Raw genomic sequence first — 26,894 nt, 5'->3', positions numbered from 1 at the left:
ATCCGAACAAATAAAACAGAAGAAACACCTCTGGTATCGCTTCCTATTCCTCTGCTCGAAACAGTCTGACCGCATTTTTTTCTGTCGTCTCAATGACTTCTTCTTCCGAAATTCCCTTGAGTTCTGCGATCTCCTGCACAACGTACGGCAGATACAGAGATGAATTTCGTTTTCCCCGGTACGGAACCGGTGCCAGATACGGACTGTCTGTTTCCAGCAGAATGCGCTCCATCGGAGCCATCTGAACCACTTCTTTGATCTTCTTTGCATTTTTGAACGTCACCACGCCGCCAATGCCAAGATAAAATCCCATTTTCAGGTATTCCTCTGCCATCTCCACAGAGTAGGAAAAACAATGAATGACGCCGCCGATCTCCTCCGATTTTTCTTCTTTCATGACGCGGAGCGTATCGGCCGCCGCCTCCCTGCTGTGAATAATCATCGGAAGTTTTTCTTCCCGAGCAAGCGCAATCTGACGGCGGAACCAGTATTCCTGCTTCTCATGATTCTCCTTGTCCCAGTAATAGTCAAGGCCAATCTCACCGACCGCGACCGCCTTTTCCATGCGGCAGAGTTCCCGCATCCGCGCCATCACGTCCTCGTTCAGATCGCCCACCTCATCCGGGTGAAGGCCGAACGCGCCGTAGATGAACGGATACGCTTCCATCAGTTTTCTTGTATTTTCCAGTGATTCCAGATTTGCCGAGACATTGATGATACGCCCGATCCCGTTTTCCTGCATCGAGGAAAGCAGCTCTGCGCGGTCTTCATCAAATTTCTCATCGTCATAATGTGCATGTGTTTCAAATATCATATCCGAATTTCTCCTTAAAAAAACGAAACAGAAACGGAAGAAAGCTCTGCATAGCCTTCCCCTGTTTCCGTTTCCACGTTTATCCATCCTATCGTTCGTTGTTTTCGTAAAAGTAAAGTGCGCCGCTGCGCCTGTGCTTATTATAACGCATTCATTTTTCCCGCGTCAACCAGGAAACGAAAAAAAGTCACACTTCAACATGATCACCGCCGCGCCGCAATCTCATCCAGCAGGCAGCCCGCCACTTCGTCTTTTCCCATGAGCGGAAGCTCCTTGATGCCGTCCTTCGTGATCAGCGTCACCACATTCGTCGCCACACCGAAGCCGGCACCCTCTGTCTTCAAATTGTTTGCCGCGATCATGTCCAGATGCTTCTTCTCCAGCTTTGCACGCGAGTTTTCCACCATGTTCTCGGTTTCCATCGAGAAGCCGCACACAAACAACCCCGGATGACGGTTCTTTTCCACCCATCCCAGAATATCGTCGGTGCGCTCCAGCGGAATGCTCATGTCACCGTCCTTCTTTTTGATTTTCTGATCCGCCACCGTCACAGGCCGGTAATCAGCAACCGCGGCCGCCTTAATCAGAATATCCGTCTCCGGCAATGTCTCCCGCACCGCCTCCAGCATGTCCTTCGCCGTCGTCACCGGTCGCATCACAACGCCTGGAACCGGGGCTAATGAAACCGGGCCGGAAATCAGCGTTACCTGCGCGCCGCGGAGCATCGCCTCCCGCGCAATCGCGTATCCCATGCGGCCGCTGCTATGGTTCGTCAGATACCGCACCGGATCGAGGGATTCCTGCGTCGGGCCTGCAGTCACGGTGACACGCACACCAGCGAGCGTCTTTTCGCGGGCAAGCTCCATCGCGATATAATCGAGCAGCACCTCCGGGTCCGGCAGTTTTCCTTTTCCGACGTCCTTGCACGCCAGCATTCCCACGGTCGGCTCGATGATGCCGAAACCGTATTTTTTCAGCGTCGCCAGATTATCCTGCGTAATCGGATTTTCCAGCATCGCCGTATTCATCGCCGGAGCGACCAGCTTTTTGCACTTCGCTGCGAGCACCACCGTTGTCAGCATATCATCTGCAATGCCGTGTGCCATTTTTGCAATCACATTGGCGGTAGCCGGGGCAATCATAATCAGATCCGCCGCTTTTGCCAGCGAAATATGCGTCACCTCATATTTAAAATCACGCGCAAACGTATCGACCACGCAGCGGTTGTTGGTCAGCGTCTCGAACGTCAGCGGGGTGATGAACTGCGTCGCGTTTTCGGTCATGATGACATGCACGTCTGCTCCGGCTTTCCGAAGACCGCTCGCCACATTTGCCATTTTATAGGCGGCAATTCCACCTGTCACACCAAGTACAACACATTTTCCGTCAAGATTTTCCATTGTAACTCCGTTCTGCTGCCTCGAAGCAACTTTTTTCCTATGATAGTTTTAAGTATAGCAGACAGAAAAACAGATTACAACCAATCCTGTTTGCCATTGATGCAAAAAGGCTTTATAATAAAAGGACAAAAGAGCTCTACTTTTAAAATAATCGCGAGGTATTTTTATGATTTTAGCCATTGATATCGGGAACACAACCGTTACGCTCGGCGGCGTCCGGACCGCACCGCAGCAAGCGTATTCCCTCGAATTCACAGCCCGGATTGACATCAACCACACCTGGTCTGCCAGCCAGTATGAATCTGCGATCGAGCAGCTTTTTGAAGACAAGAATCTTTCCCCGTCCGACTTTCGGGGCGTCATCATTTCCAGCGTTGTTCCGTCGGTTCTGACGCTTCTGCAGGAATGTGTCCGTAATCTGTTCGGCACAGAACCGCTGCTCGTCACATCCGAAAGTGATCTCGGCATGACATTTTCCATCCCGGAACCGGAAAAAGTAGGCCGCGACCGCCTCGTTGATGCAGCCTGGGCCGCCGCACATTATCCGCTGCCGGTCATCACCGTGGATCTTGGAACAGCGACGACCTTCAATGTCATCCGGGAAAACAGCGTCTTCTGCGGCGGCGCCATCGCACCGGGACTCGATATGGGACTTGGCGCCCTCTCCGAGCGGACCGCCCAGCTCCCGCGGCTCGACCTCCAGATCCCGAAACGCATCATTGGCAGAAACACCGAAGAATGCATTCTCTCCGGCACCATCGTCGGCATGGCCGCGATGCTCGACGGAATGGTCCAGCGCATCGAAGCCGAACTCGGCTCCCCCGCCACCCTCATCCTCACCGGCGGCGCGGCACGCTTCGTCGAACCGCTCGTTTTACATCCTCATATCTATGACCCGAACCTTCTGCTGAAAGGGCTGGCGTTCCTGTGTGAGCGGAATTGTGCAAATTAAAATCGTACTTCCAAATATTCATCAGACTTTTTCATTCTGCATGACGTTAAAAAGCGTGTCTGTTCTCCAGGCACGCTTTTCTCTATTTTTCTATGGAATCGCAACCCTTCTTTGTGTTGCCTCTCCGCTTTTCAGTTTTTCCTGATTCTCCTCTTTCAGTTTTAAAATACACGGGCGAATGCTTTCATCATACGTTTCTGTTGTCTGAAGTACATGACCATTGTATACAATCACATCATCGGAATACAGAAATACAAGCGCCATCTGATTCATCTCATGATCGTAGATCAGAACATACCAGTTATAATCATACAAAATCCTCTCTGTCATGTTGAATACCTGTTTTGGCTTCTGGCAGGAAATTTTTTCTCCGTAAATGGTCGAGAGAATTTCGTCCATCTCCTCCGGATGATCCTCGCGCGTGATCGCAAAGGACATTCCGGCTCCGGTGTCTTCCGGGATATAAAGATAAATCATCTCGGCTTTGTCCGTATCAAAGGTTTCGATTTCCTGCAGCAGTTCCTGATCCGATTTTTCTGAGATGAAATCTGCTGCCGTCAGGAAAACATCTGTCGTACCCCGCTCAGGACCAATGGGATTTTCTTTCTGTGTATACACCGCCGTCATTCTTTTTACCAGACATCCTGCAATCACGCAAAGGATCACTCCAGCTAACACAGTGATTTTTCTCTTTTTCATACGTTTCAAGGAAATCACCTCTCTTCCAAAACAGACATTCCGGGAACCTTCCAAAAGTTGAATTTTCTCTTTTCAGTATATCATGAATTTTTCCGGGACACACTCTTTTCCCTCTCCCTATGCACGGAAAAACTCCCAGCACTGCCGGGAGTTTATGACTTTCTTATTTCATAGTAACTATTCAGAACCCCATCTCGATTCCGCTTGCGCTGCATCTCGATGTTGCTTCTCGCCATATGAAATTCCAGAAAACCGTTCATTCATGCAAGCATGATTCACGATTTTCTTTCATTTCGCATGGCTCTGAATAGTTACATTTCATATTACTTTTTCACCTGCTCATATACCAGTCCCGGATAAGCTTCGAGGCTGACACCGTTTTTTTCAAACATTGGAAATGCTTCTGCGCCGGATGCGCATACGGCGGTTGCCATGCTTGTCTGTTCAGTGTAGCTCTCCCAGTTGTCGGCAGTAAGGCCAGGCTGGTATGCTTCCCAGGCAGTTTCGTATTCGGTGCTCTTATCGGAAGGAATCGCATCTTTCAGGCTCTCGCCGGACCAGACGGCAAGCTGATCTGCTTTTTTGTAAGTATATTCCGGGAGCTGATCGTCGCCCAGCGACTGGTACAGCTCATAGCGGGTAATGGAGTCTTTGGAACTTCCGTAGGATTTTTCCATCTCTTTTTTCACGGTATCCATATCGGCATCATCCGGGTAGGTGATGTCTACTTCGCACAATACTGGTTTTCCCGTCGCTCCGGTCTGATCGAGGTTGATAAACTGAAACATGACTCTGGAAGTTTGCTCGCCGAAAACAGTGGCTTCTGTATCTACTGCGATCGCGGCTGCACTGTTAGTTTCGGAGAAAATTTCCACCTGGTCCCGATCCAGATTCCAGTCGGCAAGCACTTCATCCACCGTTTTCCCCCATCCGGTATCCGGCGGCGTAATTTCCTTGCTGCTCTCTTTCGCTCCCTGACATCCAGTCAGCAACAGAGCACACATTGCAAAAATACCTGCTAATTTTTTATTCATACACCTGCATCTCCTTTCCGCTTTGTTATTTTTTTTCACATACTTTTTTTGTTAGCCCTATACTACCATATATTCTTCTGAAAATCTATGACGTTTGGTGAAAATTTTCTTACATTTTTCTTATGCATTCGATTTAAATCAAAGAAAAAGCAACAACATCCCTTATAGAAATTCTCTACCGCTATTTAAAAACGCTCCCCTAGTATCTATAACACAAGGGGAGCGTCTATTTTCAATTAGTTCGCTTGTTCTGATAATCGAGTTTTGCTTAAGCTCTCTCCCAGCGGCCTCCCGGGGCTGAAGATATAACCTTGCGTAGGGGAAAAGTTTATGACGTTTTCTGAAACTTTGAACAAAAAACTTTTTATTCATTTTATCAAGTTGGAACTTTCTCCACCAGATCTTCTACCGTACATACTAATGCCCGCGCAATCTTCAACAAGGTCTCTGTCTGCGCCTTGTTAATATCCTTTCTTCGCTGTTCATACTGCTGAATGGTCCGAACCGAAACACCTGCCTGCTGTGCCAGTTCACTCTGACTTAGATTTGCAAAAGTACGCAATTCTTTCAAGTTTGTCTCCGGTTTTGCTTCACGATATAATTCATTCATTTTATCTACAAACTGACGAACATCCATTTCATGATATGGCGTGTAGAGCATTCGCACTTCAGTTACAGGAATAGCCTGGTTTATTTCCGCAAAAGACAAACTGGTACTCCACTGATAATAGGCCAACGCCCAGCCTGTCCAATATTCAGGGCTGCGATCGTAAGAATAAGAGGGGGCTTGTTCCGGCTTTGGTTCCCCTGCTTCCTGTAATACTTCATATGCAATTTCAACTCCCGACATTCCCGCTACCACAGAACAGTCACCTCGTTCAAACCGTGACGCTGTATTACTCATACAAAACCACTGCCATACAGTTTCCAACGGCCGTTTTAAATCATTGACCATATAATCCAGCATGCAGGCAAGATTTTTTTGTGCAACAGAAAGATATAATTTATCGTAAGCGTGGATCATCTGGTTTCATCTCCTCATCTAAAATTGTGGTGATATATAAATCACCCCGCTGACGGCGGTTTCGTTCCAAATCAAAATATTGCCGACGCGCCATATGATCACGGGATGCTTTCCTCTTATACCATTCCTGCACACTTGCAATCTCATACCCTGTAAATTCCAAACGTTCAAATGCTCTTCTGCTTTTTAAAACAAACTGCTGTCCCAGTTTTCCCAGACGCATTGCATTACTCAACTGACGGTAAGAAATTGCACCATTAATAAAATCCGCTGCAAAAGAAAAATAGCTGTCGTCAGCACGATATCCAATGATAATATCTGCCTTTTCATAATCAAGATGAAAATTTTGTAGCAAATATTCTTTTGCTTCTGCCGCCAACGGTGTGGATGCATCAAATTCTCGATTTTCCAACAAAATCGTAAGCCAATGGAGCATTGTATAGTCGCGCATATTCAAATCGAGAACTTTCAATCCATCACATTCAATCTCATATCTATTTGCGTAACCATTTTTATCCGCACTGACACCCCATTCTTTGGCCATATTTTGGTTTTCTGTACAGTAAAATCCAACACCATAATCATTATAAATTTTTCCATAACCATATTTCGGCCGTTCAATAATATGATCCGAACCATGATAAACTGTTTTTTTCATTTTACCACCTCTGCTTCAAATTATACTCCTAAAGGCGTATAAAAACAACAAATAGAAAAATTTGGATTCAGAAAATATGTTTGAAAGAACTTTTGACATTTTTACAAAAGCGTGATGCTATGATGTCGAAAAAGAGCGCTGCCGACAGACGGTCAGCCTGTTTACTAATTATGTCAAAAATGGTCGCCTAGTTTGCAGACAGGGGTGGCTATTTTTGCGTCTTACCCTTATTTTTTCTCCACCATACGCTTCCTACAACAACTCCTCCCGCCAGCACAAAAATTATTTGTTTTCTCGAAAGCCTCCATCCGAATAACTCAACTCTTACTTCCTTCGGCTGATACGAATACCCCATCAAAATTCTGTTATCATCCCCCGTCCCCACCGACGCATGGCAATATGTGGTTCCCATGAATTTCATCGCAGATCTCGGTGTTCCCAGCTGGCTTCCGGAGTAGCTGGCGCCGTTTAGCTGTTGGTTGTTTGCAATAAGATTTCCACTGACTGCCCAGTCGCTCATTGTGTTGTCTTTGTACCATAAGGTTCCGCCAAATTCATACGGTCTGATCGCCTCTCCTAGTAAAAACGAGAAGCTGTCGTTTCCACAGGGCTTTTTGTTCTCTGTGAATCCATAGGTTGGATAAACATAAATCGCCGAACCATTTTTGAAGGCTGATGCATAAAATTCAATTCCCGTAAAATCTTCCGCACTTCCATTCATCATCTGTTCTTCTGCATTGATTTTCATATACCCGAATTTTCCATCTCCGCTTTTTAAATCATCGACGATAAACTGCTTCACATGCTCATCCAGCTTTTGTATCTCATTCTCTGGCATCCCTGTTTCCTGCAAATAAGCATCGTAATCAGAAGGAACCTTTTCCTCTGCCTTCACATAAGATACCCCCGCATACAATGACAGTCCGCAGCAAAGTAAAACCAGAAATAACGTCCGCATTTTTCTCATACAACGCTCCTCCTTCCTGTTGTCATATTCGATAAACCCGTTCAAATATTCTCTCTTTATCATTATATTATCATAAGATTCAGAATCTTTATATGACGTTTTCCTTAACTTTTTAAAACGCAAAAAATCCCTCCCCACACATCACGCATGGAAAGGGATTTCTCTATTTACTCTATTTTTCTTTTAATCCATCAGCAGATCTCCGCACCCGCCGGCATTGCTTTTTCCGGGGTCATGAGGCATACGTTGCCTTCGGCGTCTTCTGCACAGAGCAGCATTCCTTCGGACATCATTCCTGCCAGTTTGGCCGGTTTCAGGTTGGTGAGAACCATAACCTTCATTCCGATGGTGTCTTCCGGTTTGTAATATGCTTTGATTCCGGAGACGATCTGTCTTACCTGGCTTCCTACTTTGACCTGGAAGCAGAGGAGTTTTTTGGATTTCTTGACTGGCTCGCAGGAGATGATTTCACCTACCTGGAACTGCATTTTTCCGAAGTCTTCGAAAGTGATTTCTTCCTTCGGCTCAAGGTCAATCACTGCTTCCTCTTCTTTTTCCTCTTCCTGGGATGCAGCAGCCATAGCAGCTTTCTGTTTTGCCTGGATCACTTCTACTTTTTCCATTACCTCTTTGACATCGAGTCTCTGGAACAGGATCTGCGGCTGATCGGTTACTTTATTGCCCGATACGTACAGTCCGAACTGATCGAGCTCTTCGTAGCTGCGTTTCTCTGCGTTCAGCTGAGCCAGGATCTTCTCAGTAGTCTCCGGCATGAAGGACTCGAGCAGGCATGCGCCGATGGTGATGCTCTCTACCAGGTTGTACAGAACCTCTTCCAGACGGTCTTTCTTTGCCTCGTCTTTTGCCAGTGCCCACGGCATCGTCTCGTCGATGTATTTGTTGCAGCGTTTAAACAGACCAAAGATTTCGGTCATCGCATCTGCCACACGCAGCTCTTCCATCTTTGCAGCAACTTTTGCTTTTGTTGCGGTAACGACTGCTTTCAGATCATCATCCACCTCTTCTGCTGCGCCGGTCTTTGTCACAACGCCGCCGAAGTATTTGTTGCTCATGGAGATGGTACGGTTTACCAGGTTTCCAAGAGTATTGGCCAGGTCGGAATTCATACGCTCAACCAGCAGCTCCCAGGTAATGACACCGTCGTTCTCAAACGGCATCTCGTGCAGAACGAAGTAGCGGACAGCGTCTACGCCGAACAGGTCTACCAGATCGTCTGCGTAGATCACGTTTCCTTTGGATTTACTCATCTTGCCGTCGCCCTGCAGCAGCCACGGATGACCAAATACCTGTTTCGGAAGCGGCAGATCGAGTGCCATCAGGAAGATCGGCCAGTAAATGGTATGGAAACGGATGATGTCTTTTCCGATCAGATGCAGGTCTGCCGGCCACAGCTTGTTGAACTGCTCGGAGCTGTTTCCGTCACAGTCATAACCGATTCCGGTGATGTAGTTGGTCAGTGCGTCCAGCCATACGTAGGTAACGTGCTTCGGATCGAAGGATACCGGGATTCCCCAGGTGAAGGAGGTTCTGGATACACAGAGATCCTGCAGTCCCGGAAGAAGGAAGTTGTTCATCATCTCGTTCTTTCTGGAAACCGGCTGGATGAACTCCGGATGGGTGTTGATATAATCGATCAGTCTCGGTGCATATTTGCTCATTTTGAAGAAATATGCCTCTTCTTTTGCCGGGGTAACCGGGCGTCCGCAGTCCGGGCATTTTCCGTCTACAAGCTGGGACTCGGTGAAGAAGGATTCACACGGTGTACAGTAAAGACCTTCATAATATCCTTTGTAGATATCTCCCTGATCGTACAGTTTTTTGAAGATTTTCTGTACCTGTGCCTCGTGATCGGCGTCGGTGGTACGGATGAATTTGTCGTAGGACGTATTCATCAGATCCCAGATTCTCTTGATCTCGGTGGATACGTTGTCTACGAATTCTTTTGGCGTGATACCTGCCTCTTCTGCTTTCAGCTCGATCTTCTGGCCATGCTCATCGGTTCCGGTCTGGAAGAATACATCGTAGCCCTGCTGACGTTTGAAGCGGGCGATGCTGTCTGCGAGTACGATCTCGTAGGTGTTTCCAATGTGCGGCTTGCCGGATGTATAGGCAATCGCCGTGGTGATATAATATTTCGGTCTGATTTTTTCCATTGCTTTCATTTCTCCTTTCAAATAAAAAAACTGCCTTATTCCGCTCTCTTGTAGTCGGAAGAAGACAGGTTTGTTTACCCGTGATACCACTTCTTTTCGTCCCTGCCTCACGGCAGAAACCTCTGCAGGTACATGTGCTATACCTCTCCGCTGTAACAGGCGGAACCTGTCGCAGCCTTACCGTTTCAGATTGTTGTTCTCACGGTTCGGTGCGCCTCTCGGAAGCCATGTTCGATCTGCCGCTCCTCCTCCCCTCTCAGCCTGCAAAACCGGAATGGTTTTCGGGGGTGTTCTCTGTAAATTCGCACATGCAGATGTACTCTCTTCGTCACTGTGTTTTGTTTTTATGCACTAGTTTTATGCTAACACATTTACATGGATTTGTAAACCGCAAAAAAGCCCGCCGTACGGGGATTTTTCATATTCTCCCCATTCGGCGGACCTTTCATTCATCGTAACAATTATCTGTGGTTTGCTTTGATCACAGACATTGCTGCTTCATCTGCTACAACTGTCAGATCGTTGTGAAGCTGCAGGATGGAAGCCGGAACCTGCGGAGTAACCGGTCCGTACAGAACTTTGTCGAGGATCTCTGCTTTTCCTTCGCCGCTGACGATCAGCAGAACTTTTCTCGCCTGCATGATGTTCTTGATTCCCATGGTGTATGCCTGAGTCGGAACATCCTCTACTTTTTCAAAGAAACGTTTATTTGCCTGAATAGTGCTCTCGGTCAGGTCAACGCAGTGTGTCTCTTTCTCGAATGCTGCGCCCGGCTCGTTGAATCCGATGTGGCCGTTGTTTCCAAGTCCAAGAAGCTGCAGGTCAATGCCGCCGACGCTGCGGATGATTTCGTTGTAAGCTGCGCATGCTTTTTCGCTGTCCGGCTCCAGCCCGTTCGGAACGAAGGTGCGCTCCTTGTTGATGTTGACATGATTGAACAGGTTGGTGTTCATGAAGTAACGATAGCTCTGATCATTCTCCGGAGAGAGTCCTTTGTACTCGTCCAGGTTTACGCTGGTGACATTTGCGAAATCAAGGTCGCCTTTGTTGTACCACTCAACGAGCTGTTTGTAAGCGCCGACCGGGGTAGATCCGGTTGCAAGGCCGAGCACTGCGTGCGGTTTCATGATCACCTGCGCGGAGATGATGTTTGCTGCTTTTCTGCTCATATCATTGTAATCTTTTGCTTCAATTAATAACATTTGTTTTTCCTCCAAATTTCTTGTATATAATAAATTACATAATAACCTGTTTCAGGTTCAGTTCGTCGTCCACCAGAAGTACATGCGCTTTTTTGCCCGGTGCAATGGATCCTACTTCATCGTAGATACCGATGCTCTGTGCCGGATTTCTTGTTGCCGCAAAAATGGCATCTGCCAGCTGAATATCAAACGAAACTGCTTTTCTCATGCAGTCGTACAGGTTCGTAGCGGAACCCGCGATGGTCTCACCGTCGGTCAGGGTTGCTTTTCCGTCTTTCATCCAGACAGCCTGTCCCCCGAGGGAATACGTTCCGTTCGGCATTCCCGTTGCCATCATGGAATCGCTGATGAGAACCATGCGCTCACTTCCCATCATGGAGAAGGTCGCGCGGACAACAGCACCGTGAATGTGATAGCCGTCACAGATCAGCTCCATGCGGCACTCCGGATCGTCGAATGCGGCGCCGATGACACCAGGGTTACGGTGTGCGAACGGCGGCATGGCGTTGTACAGATGGGTGACATGGTGTGCTCCTGCTTTCATGGCAGCCAGCGCGGTGTCATAATCTGCTGTCGTATGGCCGATGGAAACCATGACTTCATCGGAAACCTCTTTGATAAATTCCAGTGAGCCAGGCATATTCGGGGCCAGGGTTACGAGACGGATTTTTCCGCCGCTCGCCGCATTGCATGCGCGGAAGAACTCAGCGTTCGGAGCCACGATGTTCTCCTCTGCCTGTGCGCCTTTTTTGATCGGATCGATGAACGGTCCTTCCATGTTGACGCCGGCGATCACTTCTGCTTCCGGCTCATCTTTGATTGCTTCGATGGTTCCGAAGATTTTCAGCAGATCGTCTTTTGGCAGTGTCATGGATGTCGGGCAGTAAGAGGTAATGCCGTGCGCTTTCTCGTAGCGCAGGATCTCTTTTAAACCTTCCACGTCTCCGTCTGAAAAATCATGTCCGGCAGCGCCGTGGCTGTGTACGTCAACCAGTCCCGGCAGAACCATCATGCCTTTCGCATCGATCACTTCCTGATCGATCACTTCTTCTTTTGTGGAAACGAAACGTTTTCCTTCTATATAAAGATCTTTTTCCGCAAACGTTCCGTCTTCCTGAAATACACGTCCGTTTTTGATAATCATTGTCTTGCCTTCTTTCTTTGATCTGTTCTGATTATAATTTATGTTGATTTTATTTTCAACTATTTTTATATTTTAGAAATTACTTTCACGTCATTAAAGTTCTTTCCATTTTTCCGCCCGCTTTCCCGTACAATTCACACACAATTGAAAGTTGATTCACCACTCTGCCTGTGATACAATAAAGCAAGAACTGATCTGAATTTTTTTCAGATATTTACAGATACCAGGAGGACTTACGTTCCATGGAACACTTTGAAAAATCGATTATTCCTGTCATTGAGTCTGTCTATCCCTCGTTCACTCCCCTGGAACGGACGGTAGCAGATTTTTTTATTCATAATACCGACGAGTCGGATCTGTCCGCGCGCCACGTTTCGGAACTGCTCTATGTTTCGGAGGCTTCGCTCTCCCGCTTTGCGAAAAAATGCGGCTACACGGGCTACCGCGAATTTGTCTACCGTTACCAGGAAGGTCTGAACGCCGCACTGCCCGGTACGGACGATCACATCAAACAGGTGCTGAATACGTATCAGGAGCTGCTGAATAAAAGCTACTCGCTCGCCGACCGCGCGCAGATTGACCGCATCTGCCATATTCTCACTTCGAAGCGTCGGGTGTATGTCTACGGTCTTGGAAGCTCCGGACTTTCCGCCCAGGAAATGAAGCTGCGTTTTATGCTTGCAGGCGTGGATATTGAAGCAATTACCGACATTCACATCATGAAAATGAATGCCGTTCTGCTCAATGAGAGCTGCGCTGCAATCGGCATTACCGTCAGCGGACAGACACCGGAGGTGCTGCGTGCGCTCGGAGCCGCAAAGGAAAAGGGAGCCTCTACCATTCTCTTTACTTCCCGCAGCTCCAGCGATTACGATGCCTTCTGCGATGAAGTCCTGCTGCTTGCGGTCAAAGAGCATCTGAAAAACGGCGGCGCAATCTCTCCGCAGTTCCCGATTCTCGTTATGATCGACGTTCTGTACTCGCATTTTCTCACGACCGACAGCGAGCGCAAGGAGGCTTTATATGAATACGCCGTCACCAAACTCCATGAAACGTGATCCCGGCCGCGGCAGCGCGTATCTTTCTTTTCTGAAGAAACGCTGCCGCGATTTCTTTTTCTTCTGCCTGCTCCTCGGCGTTTACGTCGCCTTCATCACCCTCACAGGCATCGGCTGTCCGATCCGGTTTTCCACCGGCATTTCCTGCCCGGGCTGCGGGATGAGCCGCGCGGTACTGTTAATGCTCTCCGGTCATTTTCGGGCGGCATTTCGGATGCATCCGCTCGTCTATGCCGTACTGCCCGCAGGGATATGGCTCTTCTTCGGGCCGGAACAGACGGCGGGACTTCGGCGTTTTAAAAAGGGGATCATTACGGTGCTTGTCGTGCTGCTTCTCGCCGTTTATGCCTGGCGCATTTATTACCACGACCCGCTCCTTTCTATTGACCCCTCTCTCGGGCGCGTGCTACAATGGTTCTATCTTAATTAAAGGGGGTATTTACAAATGAATGTAAAAGACAACCGCAGTTTCTGGTTCTATCTTCTGCTCACATTTCTGACGTGCGGACTCTACTCGATCTACTTCTGGTATGTTTATGTGGAAGACCTGAACACCATCTTTTACGGTGACGGCGAAGACAGCCCGAACTACATTATTGTGCTGCTTCTGTCCTGGGTTACCTGTGGAATTTACGGCGTTTACTGGCGTTACAAGCAGGCGAACCGCATGTACCGCGAATCCTACGACCGCTACGGTGTGATGATTGAGGAAAACGGTTCCGCCATTCTTCTGTGGACGCTGCTTGGCTACCTGACCGGCGGAATCGGCCAGCTCGTTGCCGACTATTTCATGATCCAGAACCTGAATAAGACGGCACTCGTTTATAATTCACGTGCATATTAAGCAGGGGAGGCGTTTTTTATGGCAACATCTATGGTAAAGGGAAATCCGGTAAAGCTGATGCTCTCGTTTGCCTTTCCGCTTCTCATTGGAAATCTGCTGCAGCAGACGTATAACATCATTGATGCGGCGATTGTCGGCCAGGCACTTGGCCCGGAGGCGCTCGCCAGCGTCGGTGCAAGCAGCAGTGTACAGTTTCTGGTGCTCGGCTTCTGTATGGGAAGCTGCACGGGATTCAGTGTTCCGGTTGCCAAGTATTTCGGCGCCGGAAAGCTTGATAAAATGCGCGATTATATCTTTAATGGTGCTGCACTTGCTGTCCTGATTGCGGCCATTCTGACCACACTCTGCAGTTTACTCTGTGTACCGATTCTGCACCTGCTGTCGGTTCCGTCCGATATCTTCGCGGATGCCTACGCATATCAGCTTGTGATTTTCCTCGGGATTCCGTTTTCGATTCTGTACAATTATCTTTCCAGCATCCTGCGTGCCGTCGGGGACAGCCGCACGCCGTTTCTGTTTCTGGCATTTTCGGCAATCCTGAATATTTTCCTCGATCTGTTCTGTATTATCATTCTGCATCTGGGATGCGCAGGAGCGGCGATTGCGACGATTTCCGCCCAGGCGATCAGCGGACTCTTATGTCTGTTTTTTATTTCCCGTAGGGTAAAGCTCCTGCTTCCGACAAAAGAAAACCGCACTCTGCGAAAGGATGCCGCGCAGGAACTCCTCGCAATGGGCATTCCGACGGGACTGCAGTTTTCGATCACGGCGATCGGCAGTATGGTAATGCAGTCAGCGAATAATGGACTTGGCAGTGTTTATGTTTCGGCGTTCACAGCTGCTATGAAAATCAAACAGTTTATGATGTGCCCGTTTGATGCGATCAGTACCGCGGCTTCCGTTTTCTGCAGTCAGAATCTCGGAGCAGGCCAGGCAAAACGAATCCGTCAGGGACTCCGCCAGGGTGTGCTTGTCGGTGTCGGCTATGGTGCGTTTGCGGGTGTCATCATGATTCTGTTCGGACGGCCGCTGACAAAGCTCTTTATTGTCAGCTCTGCTTTCGAAGCAATCAACGCTTCGGCAAAATATCTGCGCTGCCTCGGATTTTTCTACTGGATGCTTGGTATTTTGAATGTCTGCCGTATGGTAACGCAGGGACTTGGCTACTCGGGAAGAGCCGTTTTCTCCGGCGTAATGGAGATGCTGGCACGAACGATTGTCTGCCTGGGATTTGTCGGTGCGTTTGGCTTCACCGCAATCTGCTTTTCGGATCAGGCTGCGTGGCTCGCCGCCTGCTGCTATATCGCACCGACATGTCTGTACTGCGTGAAGAAATCTACGAAGATGATTGCGGATCGCGGTGCGAAATAATAACGTTATTTTCTGTCTTACAGCGGCTTCCAGATACTTCTCAGGTTATCGCGGCAATCACCAGAAACTTGTTCCATCACAGATTTTGGTTCATTGCCCGCAAAATCAAGAAAAAGATACTGTTCTGCATGGAATCATCTTCCCCGCAAAACAGTATCTTTTTTCTTGTTTTTTCAGCGTTACCGCTCGATTCCATCTCTTGCCGCAAGACCCTTGTCAAACGGATGCTTGATTTTTTTCAGCTCCGAAACATAGTCCGCCCGCTCAATCAGCGCCTCCGATGGTCCCTGCCCTGTCAGAATCACTTCCAGCTTCTCCGGCTTGTGATCCAGAAAATCCAGAAGGAGCTGCTCATCAAACAGTTTGCTTCCAATCGTATAAACCAGCTCGTCCAGAAACAGTACATCGTATTCTTCCTGAACTGCTTTTTCTGTCACTTTCTGAAACTGCTCTTCATAATACCGTTTCTGCTCTGCCTTCTCCTCCGGTGTCATCAGAAACGAAAACTTTATCTTGTCCTGCCCCGGCACAAACGTCACATTCGGCGACAGTAAGAGCACCTTCCGCTCGCTCGTGCTGTTATCTTTCATAAACTGATAAATCAAAACACGGTATCCATACCCTGCCGCACGCGTACAGAGTCCCATACCACAAGTCGTCTTTCCTTTTCCATCCCCACAGTAGATGTGGACACAGCCTGTCTGTTTTTCCATATTGAAATCCCTTTCTTTTTTACTATCCATATCTCATATGTAACGAGGAGTGTGATACTTAACCACACTCCTCTAAGAACATCTTTTGTAAAGAGTTTTCTGCTGGTTGTCAGCCTCGGTATCCAGTTAAGATACCTTTAACGGCATGGAAATCATTAAGTCCCCCACGTGGACTATAACTTACTCCAAGCTGTCAGACTCAATGTCTTATTAAAGGACCTAAATAGATGGAAATTTATCCTGCTCCATCTGCAGTCCAACTTTTAACGATGCTCTTACATCGAGAACATTTCTGTTCTTACCTAATTATACTCACTTCAAGTAAAAAATCAACCAGGCTATCATAATCGCGGACTAAAGCTGATTACAGTTCACTGGTATACAGCGACTTGTATGTAAAATTCGTACCTGTTCTATACGTAAATTTAGCTTGCAGTGTCAACTTCATTGCTGCATAGAAGTTTGGCGTTTTTATTGCAATCATTAACGTTTTCAACTACTCTATTCTTCCCAGTATAGCCGGGAAATTTAGATTTTTCATTTATCAGTATTCACAAGTTTCGTAGCAAGAAATTCAGTAACAGCCTTCTCTGTATCCGCCAGACCATTTTCTTCCAGTTCGTTTACCAGGTTGTCCCAATTTGCGTCAAATTCCTCTTCCGTACCCGAAACACATTTTACCAGCCCTGGCCAACTAATATCCGAAATTGTATTCTGCTGCTCGGTCAGTTCCTGTGGCTGCTGATATGCCCAGAGTGCAGAATATGGAAGAAGCTCAAATTCTTCTGGCTGCGGAAACATATCTGTCAGCATTTCAATTCCCATTGCCTCGCATCCGGCTTTTTCCGCTTCGTTATAATTTGCAATCACAGATTCTTTCGTCGTTGGAGTATACGGGAATCCGTCCTCAGTATAAGAACCTGCTCCATAGATTGGAAATCCAGTATAGTTATCAATACCTGTGTTCTTATGATAGTCTGGATCTGACTGTGCTTTGGCAACTTCTTCATCGGTACGATACGGCTTTCCATTTTCGTCCAGGAAATAATTTTCTCCTTCAATTCCCCAATGATATAAAATCTGTCCTTCATCTGAGCACAGATAATCCATGAATTTGATTGCACGAACTGGGTCCTCACAGCTTTTTGTAATTGCCATTCCATATCCGACCGTTGTTCCCTGATACAAAAGAGCTTTGCAGACCTGATCCTCTCTTAAGGTTACCGGCAGTCCAACATATGTCTGATCTACTTTTCCATCAGCCATCAATGCTGTTTCACACTGACTATAGTGCCATTCTGAATCTGTCAAGGCAACAACACGGCCGCTGGCAACCTTTGCAATATAGTCATCATCCGTCTGTGTTGCAAAATTCGGATCCAGAATTCCTTCATTGTACATACGGCATAACCATCTAAAATACTCTTTTTCTTCCGGCGTAACCGTTTTTAAATGTACTGTATAGTCATCATCAATCAGCCACTGTCCATTATCCGGCGCTGCATCTGCGATAAAGCCTGCCGGGTTACTCAGTGTAATCAGCCAATGCCAGTCTGCTGCACTCATAGTAATTCCAATCATATCCAAACCATCTTCTGTCTTTGGATGAGCTGCCAAATAGCTCTTGATCATTTTTTCATATTCATCTATTGTTTTTGGATATTTGTAATCATTCTCTTTCAGTGCAGCCCACTGAATCTGGCAGGTTCCTCCTGTTGTCAGTGTTTTCTGATTTACACCCGCATAAGACAGCTGATATATTCCCGGATCATCTTTGCTCCACTGTAATTTTTCCAGCTCATCTCCGTACATTTTTTTTATATTGGGTCCATATTTTTCAATCAGATCTGTCATATCAATTAAGGCACCGGCTGCATACAGATCCGTTGCATTTGATTTTGCATAAATCAGATCCGGATATTCATCATTTGCAATCATCAACGCAACATCCTCTTTTGCATCTCCTTGCGATGCAACCGGATAGCTGACATCCAACGTAACACCAGTCGCCTCTGTGATCGCTTTTGCTACCGGATTATCCCAATTTCCATTTTTGCCGTCTGCATTGAAATATTCAAATGTGACTGGTGTCTTATCATCACTTTCGTCTGCTTCTGTAGTCTCCGTTTCAGTTTCTGACGACCCGGAAATTACACTTGAACTGCTTTTACTGCTACTGTCTGAACCGCAGCCTGTAAGCATTCCTGCGATCATAGTGCCCGTTAGCATCACTGATATTATTTTTCGTTTCATAAAAACCTCCTTTAAAACCCTGTCTGATATTAGACAATAAGAATTCTCCCTTTTAAATTTGCAAATTTCAGTTTCTACAAACTCATATGATTTTGAATAATCTCAGTATATCAAATATGCTTTTTGTTTTATATGATATTTTTGATCTTGTTTTTATATTTTTTTGTGTTTTTTGACACATACACATTTTCTATACTGTGTTTTTATAAATTTATTCCTATGTTTTTGCTGTTTTTCAACAACTTTTCAACTAATTTCTATGCTATACTTAGATTTAAAGCAAAAAGAATGGGGGTTCTACTATGCAATTTAAAACTGAAAAAATTTCAGAACACATTACAAGAATTCATGGATTCTGCACAGAATTTATGTATCTGATTGAAGGCAGCAAAGCAGCTGTCCTAATCGACACTGGATGCGGATTCTATAGTTTAAAAAACTGTATCCATAACCTGACTAACAAGCCATTAAAAGTCCTGATAACCCACGGTCATGTAGATCACGCCATGGGCGCCAATGAATTTGAAGAAATTTATCTGAATCATAAGGATAAATCCGTATATCAGCTTCATTCTGAAAAAGGCTTCCGTCTGGAAGGCGCGAAAGGATTGTGTCCTGAAAAAGGGCTTATCAAAGAAACAGATATGATACCATCTGCTCCATTTGAAAAATTTCATAATCTGCAGGAAGGTGATGTTTTTGAGCTTGGTGGAATTCATGTTGTTATTTATGAATTACCCGGTCATACCCTGGGCAGTGTTGTCATGCTGATTCCGGAGGAGCGGACAATTCTTCTCGGTGATGCCTGCAATCCATTTTTATTCCTGTTTGACAAATTTTCCACGGGACTTGCTTCCTATGAAAAAAATTTACAAGCGCTACAGAAAAAAATTGCCGGAAAATATGACCGAGTCCTGATCTCACATGGAAATGGAGATTCCAAGCCAACCACTTTAGAAGATGTGCTCAAAGTATGTCAGGATATTCGTTCTGGAAATGTTACGGATCGCAATTTTGTTTTTTCTGGTGAAACACATCCTCTCGCAGATAATGGAACTTATACCTTTATCTGCTATGACAAAAAACGAATAGAAGAATAAAATCAGATTACTCTATTATGTTTTTTCAACACTGTTCAATATACAACTGTCTCAATAATTGATGTGTATTAGCTGATAAGCTGTGAATAAATCATAAAAATCCCAGCTTATCAGCTTTTCTTTACTTAATGTCCCATGCACTGTATTATTTCCGGCATTAAATCGGTATTATTTGCCGACATTTTGTGTTGCAAATATCCTGTTCACACTGCTCTCCATTTAAAATTAAAAGCACATTTTCTTCCTTGGGATTTATCAAAAAGACAGCTGTACACGAAAAAGACATAGGAAATGCAGAAAAAACGCACAAAAAGAGAGAACAGATTTCTCCATTCTCTCTTCAATAAATTTATTTTACTAAAAATTTTTTATTTACCGAAATATCTAGCCAGCAGACCAGCGAATGCTTTTCCGTGTCTAGCTTCGTCTCTTGCCATCTCATGCACGGTGTCATGGATTGCATCGAGATTCAGGGCTTTGGCACGTTTTGCAAGATCTGTTTTGCCAGCGGTTGCTCCGTTCTCTGCCTCTACACGCATCTGCAGATTTTTCTTGGTGCTGTCGGTTACGACTTCGCCGAGAAGCTCTGCGAATTTTGCTGCGTGCTCTGCTTCTTCGTAAGCTGCTTTTTCATAGTACAGACCTACTTCCGGATATCCCTCGCGGAATGCTACTCTGGACATTGCCAGGTACATACCAACCTCGGAGCACTCGCCCTCGAAATTGGCTCTCAGGTCTTTTTTGATATCTTCCGGAACATCGGATGCTACGCCAACTACATGCTCTGCTGCCCAGGTCAGATCCTCGCCCTGCTCGATAAATTTCTCTTTCGGTGCTTTACAGATCGGACAGACTTCCGGTGCTTCTGCTCCTTCATAAACATATCCACATACGCTGCATACAAATTTTTTCATAGTCTTTCTTTCCTTTCTTTTTGTTGTGTATTTAATTTTATCATTTCCAATTTTGTGGTTTATAACAGTTTTTTATTTTTGATATTAGTAACTGTTACTGATATTACTTTAACATAAGCTTCCCTTTTTGTCAATGCCTATTTTTAATTTTTTCTTTCTTCCTGGGGATGCTATACGTTCCCCGGGTGATTTTTGCAGTTCTCGCAGATGCCGTAAAAATTCACAGAGTAATCTTCGATCGTACCTCTGAAATTTTCCGCTGCTACGTTCTTGATTTCGCTGATGTCACGCATTGTAAGGTCTGTCACGCAGTGACATTTTCTGCAAATGAAATGGTGATGCGTGGAAGTATCTCCATCGAACCGGTCCGGGCCATCTCCTGTTGTAAGACGCTTGATCTCTCCTAATTCAGAAAGAAGAGACAGGTTCCGGTATACTGTGCCAAGACTGATATTGGGAAATTCTTTCCGTACATCGGTATAGAGCATATCTGCGGTCGGGTGATCCTTTCGTCCCTGAAGGCAGACTTTGATGCTTTCTCTTTGTCTGCTATACTTGAGTGTTGACATAGTTCTTTTCCTTTCGTGTCTTTCGATAACAGTAATTGTTATTATATTTATACTATAAGGCTGCTTCTCGCAAAAGTCAAGAAAAAGATCACTACCCTGTCTACACAGATTTCCGTCTGTCCCAAGATCAAAAATTCCCCAAAAACGAGGAGTGCCCAGGAACCTCTCGGCGCCTGGGCTATTATTATGAAAAAATCTTAATTGTGTAGTGATTGCATACACGCTGTTCTTTTGGAACTGAGATAACTATACCAATTAATTATGAACAGATTATGAACGTGCAGTGAATCTTCTGTGAATCTGTACATTTTTTAGAATTATTTTATATTTTATTTGTGTATTTATCACATATTTTATTTCTAATTCTGTCCCTTACTCTCTACTCTGTCTAGAAATCGTTTTTCTCCGTTAATTTTTCTATTCGTATTGCCCATCCCCGATTTTCCCTGTCATTTCTCTCTCATTTATGTTAAGATTGATGTACAGCCAATGCGGCAGAATGGAGGATTTTTTATGAGTACCGGAAATCAGGAATATATACGAGACATGAACCGCGCCCTGGTTCTCGAGGCAATCGCCAACCATCCGCCGCTTTCCCGCGCAGATCTGGCGAAAATGCTGCATCTGACAAAAGCAACCGTATCCACCATCGTCCAGGAACTGCTCGACCGCCAGCTCGTCATAGAACTCGGCAGCGCCGAAAAAACTTCCATGGGTCGAAAACCGATTCTGCTTACTTTTAATAATCGCTGCGGTTCCATCATCGCCGTCGATCTCGGCGTAAAAAAGATCACCATTCTCACCGGAGATCTGAAGGGAAAATCATGTACTGTAAAAGAATACCCGATTGATCCATCCCTCTCCCTGGAGGAATACCTGATTTCCCTCCTCCACAAAACCAAATCCGACCTCCCCAAGACCCCGTGCGGCCTCGTCGGAATCTCCATCGGAATCTACGGCGTCGTCTGCGACGACCTCGTTTTATTCACACCCTACTACGATCTAAAACACTCCAACCTGAAAAACTACCTCGAAGAAGAATTTCAGGTCCCTGTCATCGTAGAAAATGAAGCCAACCTCTCCGTCATCGGCGAAGCCGCCTGCGCAGAGCACTTTAAAAATATGATCTTCCTGAACATCCACGAAGGCGTCGGCATGGGAATCCTCATTGACGGCGAACTCTACACCGGCCAGAACGGCTACGCCGGCGAATTCGGCCACACCATCCTCTTCCCCGATGGCCGGCCCTGCCCCTGCGGCAACCACGGCTGCCTCGAACAGTACATCTCCGAAGCCGCCGTCCTGAACGATTTTGCCGCCGCCGAAGGCTTAGAAAACGTCTCCGTCGAACGCTTCATCCAGTATTACCAGGAAGGCAACCCCAACGCCCGCAAAGTAATGCAGGATTTCACCCACTACATCGGAATCAGCCTGAACACGGTTCTCCACACCTTCAACCCGGACGTCATCGTCATCAACAGCTCCTTCACCAACTACATCCCAGGTCTGATCGACGAAATCACCTCCGGAATCCAGAACCGCCTCCGCTGGTACCTCCACGTCCTCCCGGCTCACCTGCAGGATGTCTCCGTCCTCATGGGCGGAATCAGCCTCTGCTCCCGGAACTTCCTCGGAATTTCCACCTTTAAGCTGCTGGACCTGTAACTCAGAAATAAGTCCCTGTTCAGAGCCCCATCTCGATTCCGCTGCGCTGCATCTTGATGTGGCTTCTCGCCATATGAAATTTCAGAAAAAAGTGCTCATTCATGCAAGCATGATTCGCAATTTGTTCTGAAATTTCGCATGGCTCTGAATAGTCACAATTTGTTCATGATTTTTTTACAACATGAACACGCTTTCAACATAATTTACCCGTATACTAAAAGCATAAATAATGAATGCCAACATTATTTACACAATTTTCTTTTTCATATTGCCGATTAGAAAATCGGCTCTCCTTCCTTTAAAAATAAAAATGAAAGAAAGCACTGTTTCGCCAACGGTGCTTTTTTTCATGCCCTTTTCCCGCTTTTCCACCGCTGCCATGCGTATCACGCAAGGGCGGACGGGCGACGGCGAGGCGTCCCCTCTATTTACACAATTCATCCGTCAACCGCGCAAACTCCTGTAAATTCAATGCCTCCCCACGAATCGTAAGCGGCCAGCCGCAGGCTGTGATTGCAGCCTCAATCTCCTCTTTCGAAAAATGCAGCAGCTCCGAATTTTTCAGTCCGTTCGCCAGCGTCTTCCGTCTCTGATTAAACGACGCCCGAATAATGGAGAACATCAACTTCTCATCCTTCGTCTCCACCGGCATCACCTCATGACGCGTCAGCCGGATCACCGCACTTCCAACCTTCGGCCGCGGCATAAAACAGTTCGGCGGCACATTCGCCACAATATACGGCTCCGCATAATACTGCACCGCCAGCGACAGCGCCCCGTAATCCTTCGATCCCGGCCCCGTCTGCATCCGGTCCGCAACCTCCTTCTGAACCATAACCGTAATCGAATCCACCGGCACATGATTCTCAAATAATCCCATAATAATCGGCGTCGTAATATAATACGGAAGATTCGCCACAACCTTGATCGGCCGTCCGTTGTTCTTCTCCTTCGCCAGCGCCGCCAGATCCACCTTCAAAACATCATTGTTGATAACCTCAACATTATCATAATCCGACAGCGTATCCTCCAGAATCGGGATCAGATTCTTGTCAATTTCCACCGCACACACACTCCGCGCAGCATACGCAAGATACTGCGTCAGCGTACCGATACCAGGTCCGATTTCCACAACAAAATCGTCCGGTCCGATACCTGCAGCGGCTACAATCTTATCCAGCACATGTGGATCGATCAGAAAATTCTGACCATACTTTTTCTGAAATACAAAGCCGTACTTCTGCAGTACGGCTATGGTATTCTGCGGCTCCCCGAGCCACGGTTTTACTTTCTCCATAAATTCTCCATGTATTTAGAACTCAAAGTCTTTCTCGTAAAGAATCACGCGGTCGTCCGCATCGGTATGCTTTCTGGACATGCGTCTTCCGAATTTACGGGTTCCCTTTTCTGCATGGGCGATGGCACGATCCACCATATCTTTGACCTGTGAAATCGTCATCGGCTCGCCCTCCTTCTGATTGTTGCCAATCTGTGTATACAGAGCAAGCACACCCATCTCGTCCATCTTGTATCCATTCTCACGTGCATACGTGCGGGCAAACGTAACCAGCTCGTCGTTCGTGAAAACAGGAATCGAAATGACCGTCTCAAACTTCTTCGCAAAATCAGGGTAATTCCGCAGAAGACCTCTCATGCTGACCTTCTCATCCTCGATGATCAGAACCAGACTGTCTGTACGGAAATCCATTGCCTGCGACAGCTTCTCGATCGTCTCCGGGTACATCAGACCGGCACGCTCGATCAGGAGGAAACCTCCCGCCAGCTTTGAAACAATCTGCGCACAGTCCTTTTTGTTCAGAACAGATGCATCCAGACGGGCCATCTTCGTTGCCGGAAGTTTTAAGTCAGCACAGATTGCACGGACGAGATCCTCCGACAGCTTCGTTTTTCCAGTACCGTATCCGCCCATAATGGCAATGTTTCCATGACGGGAAGTACGGTCGCCTGCGTAATGATAAACACCATGCATTGCATCCAGAATCTGGATATCCATGCCTGGAACTTTCGCAAAGTAAGTAAACAGCGCTTTCTGCTCATCACTCAGCTTATCCGGCTGGGTGTCGTTCAGGATGCGGAGTCTTGCCTCCTCCGGCGTCTCCTCGCGGAGCACCTCTTCAATCGATTTCGCAACAGTTCCTTCCGGAATGTTGTCGCGGATCAGCTGAACGGTGGCATCCGTTGTTTTTTCGATGCTCATGTTGATCGTCGCATCGGATACGCGCTCACGCTTTGGCTCGGTCGGAACTTCGATTTCGATTTCCTCCGGGGTAATCTCGATCGGCTGGGTTCCTGCCGGCTCAAACGGATCGGCTGGCTCAGTCTCGGCCGGGGTTTCCGGCTCTGTTTCGCTTTCCGGCTCATCAGCAGGTTCTGCTTCCGCAGTTTCCGGCTCGTCCGGCAGTTCGATTTCCGATGCTTTTTCAGCTTCCTGCACTTCTGCGTTCAGCGCTGCCTGAAGCTCACTAAAATCGATGGTCGGCCGTGTCTCCTCTGCCGGTTTCAGATCCGGGATGACAACCGTTGCATCCATGGACGGCGTCTCCGCCGGTTCTACGGTTTCCTCAATTTCGGCTTCCGCCTGAGCCTTCTCGGCTGCTTCTGTTTCAGCTTCCACTGCTGGTTCTGTAACTTCTGCTTCTTCGATTTCAGCCTCGGCTGCCGGTTCTATAATCTCTTCGATCTCAGCTTCATCCATCGGCTCTGCAGCTTCTTCGGTTTCAGCCTCATCCGCCGGTTCTGTGATCTCTTCGGTTTCCGCTTCATCTGCCGGTTCTGCTGCTTCTTCCGGCTCAGCTTCCGCCTGCGGCTCCTCTGCCGCTTCCCGTGCCTCTGCCTCGGACTCCGGATCCATCGGCTGCTCTGCAGTTTCGGCTTCTGCTGCCTGCTCAGCCGGCTCTTCTGCTTCTTCCTCCGCAACTTCCTCCGACAGGTTTGCTGCGGTCTCCTGGAACAGTGCTTCGAGGTCCGGCTCTTCGTATTTCTTCTCCGGCTTCGGTGCTTTCGGCATTACCGGCTCGGCTTTTTCCTTCGGTTTTGGCTGCGGTCTTGTCTTGATCGTCGTGTTGGCATCCGGGGATACCTCTACGTTTACATCAAGCTGCTCCGGCTCCAGATCTTTTACTTCGTACTGTACCGGCTCTTCGCTTGTCTCTTCCTCGACTGCCGTCTCTTCCTGTTTCTTTCCGCGGAAGGAGAAGACATCGCGGATGCTCTTTGCAAGCTCTGCGTGAAGATCGATCGTATTTCCAAGGTACGTCGGCGTGCTGTCTGCATACGCCTGCTCTTCCGGAATCTCCTCGATCGGCTCCTCTGTCTGCTGCAGTGCTTCGTACTCCTGCACCTGCTCTGCATCTGCCTCGGCCTGCTGTGTTTTCTCATATGCTTCGTACGGCGAACCGGCTTCTTTTTCTTCTTCACCGGCCACATACTGGCTCATCACACCGCCGTTTACCGGTTTTACTTCCGGCGTCTCTGCCGGCTCTTTCGTCGCAGCCATTTCACCGGCTCCGCTCTCTCCGGCTAACCGCACTTTAAGTGCTTCCGGATCCTCGGACGGCTCTTCATTCTTTTTGTAGTCAAAACGATGCTCGTATTTGATCTGCTGGGACGGTGACAGCGGCTCGTACTTCATTTTCAGATCCATTGCCTTTGTCACATATTTGCCCTCGCTGAACCACAGGATCAGCTCATCACAGGCATCGATGCATTTCTGCGTCTCTCCGGCTTTGCTGTAAAGGTTTGCCAGTTCATATGCCCATCTCTCGGTAAATTCCCGCTCTTTGTATTCCTCCAGAAGGGAAATCTGCTCCTCAAGCGGCGCTTTCTGTCCTCTTAAAATCTTGTATTTCAGCAGATACCGGGAATTATCGTGACGTGCGACTGCTTCAAACTCGTTGTAAAAGTCAATCGCCTCATCAAAGTCTTTCATTTTTACGGAGACCTCTACCAGGCGGTACAGAATGCCCTTTCCGATGGAAGAACGGTCATACGCCATCAGCAGAATCTTCTTCGCCTCCGGATATCGTTTGTTCGCCTCATAGACATCCGCTACCATGCCGAGCGTGCGCAGACTCTTGACACGCCGCCAGTCAACGGCTTCTACAACTGCAAGTGCCCCCTCATAGTCCTCTTTTTTTACCAGACTGTTCAGCTCTTCCAGCCGGCTTTGATATTCAGCTTTATCCAATCTTTTCACCTCAATACATTTCAGATTGTTTTAGTTCATAGACACGAACAGTGTACCACACTCCCCGTAGAATGTCAAAAGAATGCCTGTTTTGCAGGCATTTTTCGGGATGCAAATCCTTCCAGCGGGCAT

At 47.1% G+C, this 26,894-nt stretch carries 23 protein-coding genes; 7 read left to right on the top strand and 16 right to left on the bottom strand.

Annotated features, from left to right (window positions below; all coding sequences use genetic code 11):
* Nucleotides 1-43 precede the first annotated feature (43 nt).
* A complete protein-coding gene (locus tag DWW13_RS04765) occupies nucleotides 44-814 on the bottom strand; it encodes a TatD family hydrolase (protein WP_022461123.1) in 771 nt (256 codons plus the stop codon).
* Nucleotides 815-1,017: 203 nt separating this feature from the next.
* Nucleotides 1,018-2,214, bottom strand: a complete 1,197-nt coding sequence (gene coaBC, locus DWW13_RS04760) for a bifunctional phosphopantothenoylcysteine decarboxylase/phosphopantothenate--cysteine ligase CoaBC (protein WP_118719447.1) — start codon at nucleotides 2,212-2,214, stop codon at nucleotides 1,018-1,020.
* A gap of 166 nt (nucleotides 2,215-2,380) precedes the next feature.
* On the opposite strand from coaBC, the gene DWW13_RS04755 reads away from it, so the two are divergent.
* Nucleotides 2,381-3,166 carry a type III pantothenate kinase gene (locus tag DWW13_RS04755; protein ID WP_055220943.1) on the top strand — a complete coding sequence of 262 codons (786 nt, stop codon included), beginning with the start codon at nucleotides 2,381-2,383 and terminating at the stop codon, nucleotides 3,164-3,166.
* 90 nt (nucleotides 3,167-3,256) lie between these two features.
* Here DWW13_RS04755 and DWW13_RS04750 read toward each other — a convergent pair whose 3' ends face one another.
* The 8 genes from DWW13_RS04750 to nagA all read right to left on the bottom strand — a co-directional run bounded on the left by DWW13_RS04750 (nucleotide 3,257) and on the right by nagA (nucleotide 12,068).
* Complete coding sequence (locus tag DWW13_RS04750; protein WP_147326134.1) at nucleotides 3,257-3,865, bottom strand: hypothetical protein; 609 nt, start codon at nucleotides 3,863-3,865, stop codon at nucleotides 3,257-3,259.
* A 323-nt stretch (nucleotides 3,866-4,188) separates the two neighbouring features.
* Complete coding sequence (locus tag DWW13_RS04745; protein WP_118595546.1) at nucleotides 4,189-4,899, bottom strand: hypothetical protein; 711 nt, start codon at nucleotides 4,897-4,899, stop codon at nucleotides 4,189-4,191.
* Between the two features lie 376 nt (nucleotides 4,900-5,275).
* Entirely contained in the window at nucleotides 5,276-5,923 is a 648-nt protein-coding gene (locus tag DWW13_RS04740; protein ID WP_055220951.1) for a helix-turn-helix domain-containing protein, read from the bottom strand.
* On the bottom strand, nucleotides 5,904-6,581 hold the full coding sequence (locus DWW13_RS04735) for a DUF3990 domain-containing protein (protein WP_118719445.1): 678 nt from the start codon (nucleotides 6,579-6,581) through the stop codon (nucleotides 5,904-5,906). Before DWW13_RS04735 ends, DWW13_RS04740 begins: the two co-directional genes overlap by 20 nt.
* Before the next feature lie 208 nt (nucleotides 6,582-6,789).
* Complete coding sequence (locus DWW13_RS04730; RefSeq protein ID WP_118719443.1) at nucleotides 6,790-7,548, bottom strand: hypothetical protein; 759 nt, start codon at nucleotides 7,546-7,548, stop codon at nucleotides 6,790-6,792.
* Between the two features lie 191 nt (nucleotides 7,549-7,739).
* On the bottom strand, nucleotides 7,740-9,722 hold the full coding sequence (metG, locus tag DWW13_RS04725) for a methionine--tRNA ligase (RefSeq protein ID WP_117761350.1): 1,983 nt from the start codon (nucleotides 9,720-9,722) through the stop codon (nucleotides 7,740-7,742).
* Nucleotides 9,723-10,183: 461 nt separating this feature from the next.
* Nucleotides 10,184-10,924: a glucosamine-6-phosphate deaminase gene (gene nagB, locus DWW13_RS04720; RefSeq protein WP_117761352.1), complete on the bottom strand. Its 741-nt coding sequence runs from the start codon at nucleotides 10,922-10,924 to the stop codon at nucleotides 10,184-10,186.
* 34 nt (nucleotides 10,925-10,958) lie between these two features.
* Nucleotides 10,959-12,068 (bottom strand): N-acetylglucosamine-6-phosphate deacetylase, encoded by a 1,110-nt coding sequence (nagA, locus tag DWW13_RS04715; RefSeq protein ID WP_118719441.1) that lies wholly within the window; start codon nucleotides 12,066-12,068, stop codon nucleotides 10,959-10,961.
* A gap of 242 nt (nucleotides 12,069-12,310) precedes the next feature.
* On the opposite strand from nagA, the gene DWW13_RS04710 reads away from it, so the two are divergent.
* From DWW13_RS04710 to DWW13_RS04695, 4 genes are read left to right on the top strand one after another with little or no spacing between them, the layout of a single operon-like run.
* A complete protein-coding gene (locus DWW13_RS04710) occupies nucleotides 12,311-13,126 on the top strand; it encodes a MurR/RpiR family transcriptional regulator (protein ID WP_022462919.1) in 816 nt (271 codons plus the stop codon).
* Entirely contained in the window at nucleotides 13,092-13,556 is a 465-nt protein-coding gene (locus DWW13_RS04705) for a DUF2752 domain-containing protein (protein WP_117761353.1), read from the top strand. Before DWW13_RS04710 ends, DWW13_RS04705 begins: the two co-directional genes overlap by 35 nt.
* A 15-nt stretch (nucleotides 13,557-13,571) precedes the next feature.
* Nucleotides 13,572-13,970: a DUF4234 domain-containing protein gene (locus DWW13_RS04700; RefSeq protein ID WP_022462917.1), complete on the top strand. Its 399-nt coding sequence runs from the start codon at nucleotides 13,572-13,574 to the stop codon at nucleotides 13,968-13,970.
* Nucleotides 13,971-13,988: 18 nt separating this feature from the next.
* Complete coding sequence (locus tag DWW13_RS04695) at nucleotides 13,989-15,341, top strand: MATE family efflux transporter (protein WP_118719439.1); 1,353 nt, start codon at nucleotides 13,989-13,991, stop codon at nucleotides 15,339-15,341.
* Nucleotides 15,342-15,520: 179 nt separating this feature from the next.
* On the opposite strand, the gene DWW13_RS04690 is transcribed toward DWW13_RS04695, so the two are convergent.
* Complete coding sequence (locus tag DWW13_RS04690) at nucleotides 15,521-16,054, bottom strand: cob(I)yrinic acid a,c-diamide adenosyltransferase (protein ID WP_022462915.1); 534 nt, start codon at nucleotides 16,052-16,054, stop codon at nucleotides 15,521-15,523.
* Nucleotides 16,055-16,591: 537 nt separating this feature from the next.
* Nucleotides 16,592-18,307: an extracellular solute-binding protein gene (locus DWW13_RS04685; RefSeq protein ID WP_055222034.1), complete on the bottom strand. Its 1,716-nt coding sequence runs from the start codon at nucleotides 18,305-18,307 to the stop codon at nucleotides 16,592-16,594.
* Nucleotides 18,308-18,609: 302 nt separating this feature from the next.
* Between DWW13_RS04685 and DWW13_RS04680 the strand changes: the two genes are divergently transcribed.
* Complete coding sequence (locus DWW13_RS04680) at nucleotides 18,610-19,407, top strand: MBL fold metallo-hydrolase (RefSeq protein ID WP_118719437.1); 798 nt, start codon at nucleotides 18,610-18,612, stop codon at nucleotides 19,405-19,407.
* Nucleotides 19,408-19,775: 368 nt separating this feature from the next.
* Here DWW13_RS04680 and DWW13_RS04675 read toward each other — a convergent pair whose 3' ends face one another.
* A complete protein-coding gene (locus DWW13_RS04675) occupies nucleotides 19,776-20,321 on the bottom strand; it encodes an NADH peroxidase (RefSeq protein WP_022462914.1) in 546 nt (181 codons plus the stop codon).
* A 170-nt stretch (nucleotides 20,322-20,491) separates the two neighbouring features.
* Complete coding sequence (locus tag DWW13_RS04670) at nucleotides 20,492-20,890, bottom strand: Fur family transcriptional regulator (RefSeq protein ID WP_022462913.1); 399 nt, start codon at nucleotides 20,888-20,890, stop codon at nucleotides 20,492-20,494.
* 513 nt (nucleotides 20,891-21,403) lie between these two features.
* On the opposite strand from DWW13_RS04670, the gene DWW13_RS04665 reads away from it, so the two are divergent.
* Nucleotides 21,404-22,555, top strand: coding sequence for an ROK family transcriptional regulator (locus tag DWW13_RS04665; RefSeq protein WP_022462912.1), 1,152 nt, complete (start codon nucleotides 21,404-21,406; stop codon nucleotides 22,553-22,555).
* 424 nt (nucleotides 22,556-22,979) lie between these two features.
* Here the strand turns inward: DWW13_RS04665 and rsmA are convergent, their stop codons facing one another.
* Together rsmA and DWW13_RS04650 are read right to left on the bottom strand one after the other, a co-directional pair.
* Entirely contained in the window at nucleotides 22,980-23,852 is an 873-nt protein-coding gene (rsmA, locus tag DWW13_RS04655; RefSeq protein ID WP_022461748.1) for a 16S rRNA (adenine(1518)-N(6)/adenine(1519)-N(6))-dimethyltransferase RsmA, read from the bottom strand.
* A 15-nt stretch (nucleotides 23,853-23,867) separates the two neighbouring features.
* On the bottom strand, nucleotides 23,868-26,771 hold the full coding sequence (locus DWW13_RS04650; RefSeq protein WP_442857773.1) for a hypothetical protein: 2,904 nt from the start codon (nucleotides 26,769-26,771) through the stop codon (nucleotides 23,868-23,870).
* Nucleotides 26,772-26,894 lie beyond the last annotated feature (123 nt).

The sequence above is a fragment of the Blautia sp. AF14-40 genome, from assembly GCF_003479665.1.
In the GTDB taxonomy this organism is placed as follows: domain Bacteria; phylum Bacillota; class Clostridia; order Lachnospirales; family Lachnospiraceae; genus Fusicatenibacter; species Fusicatenibacter saccharivorans.
This window is presented reverse-complemented; position numbering and strand designations above follow the sequence as displayed.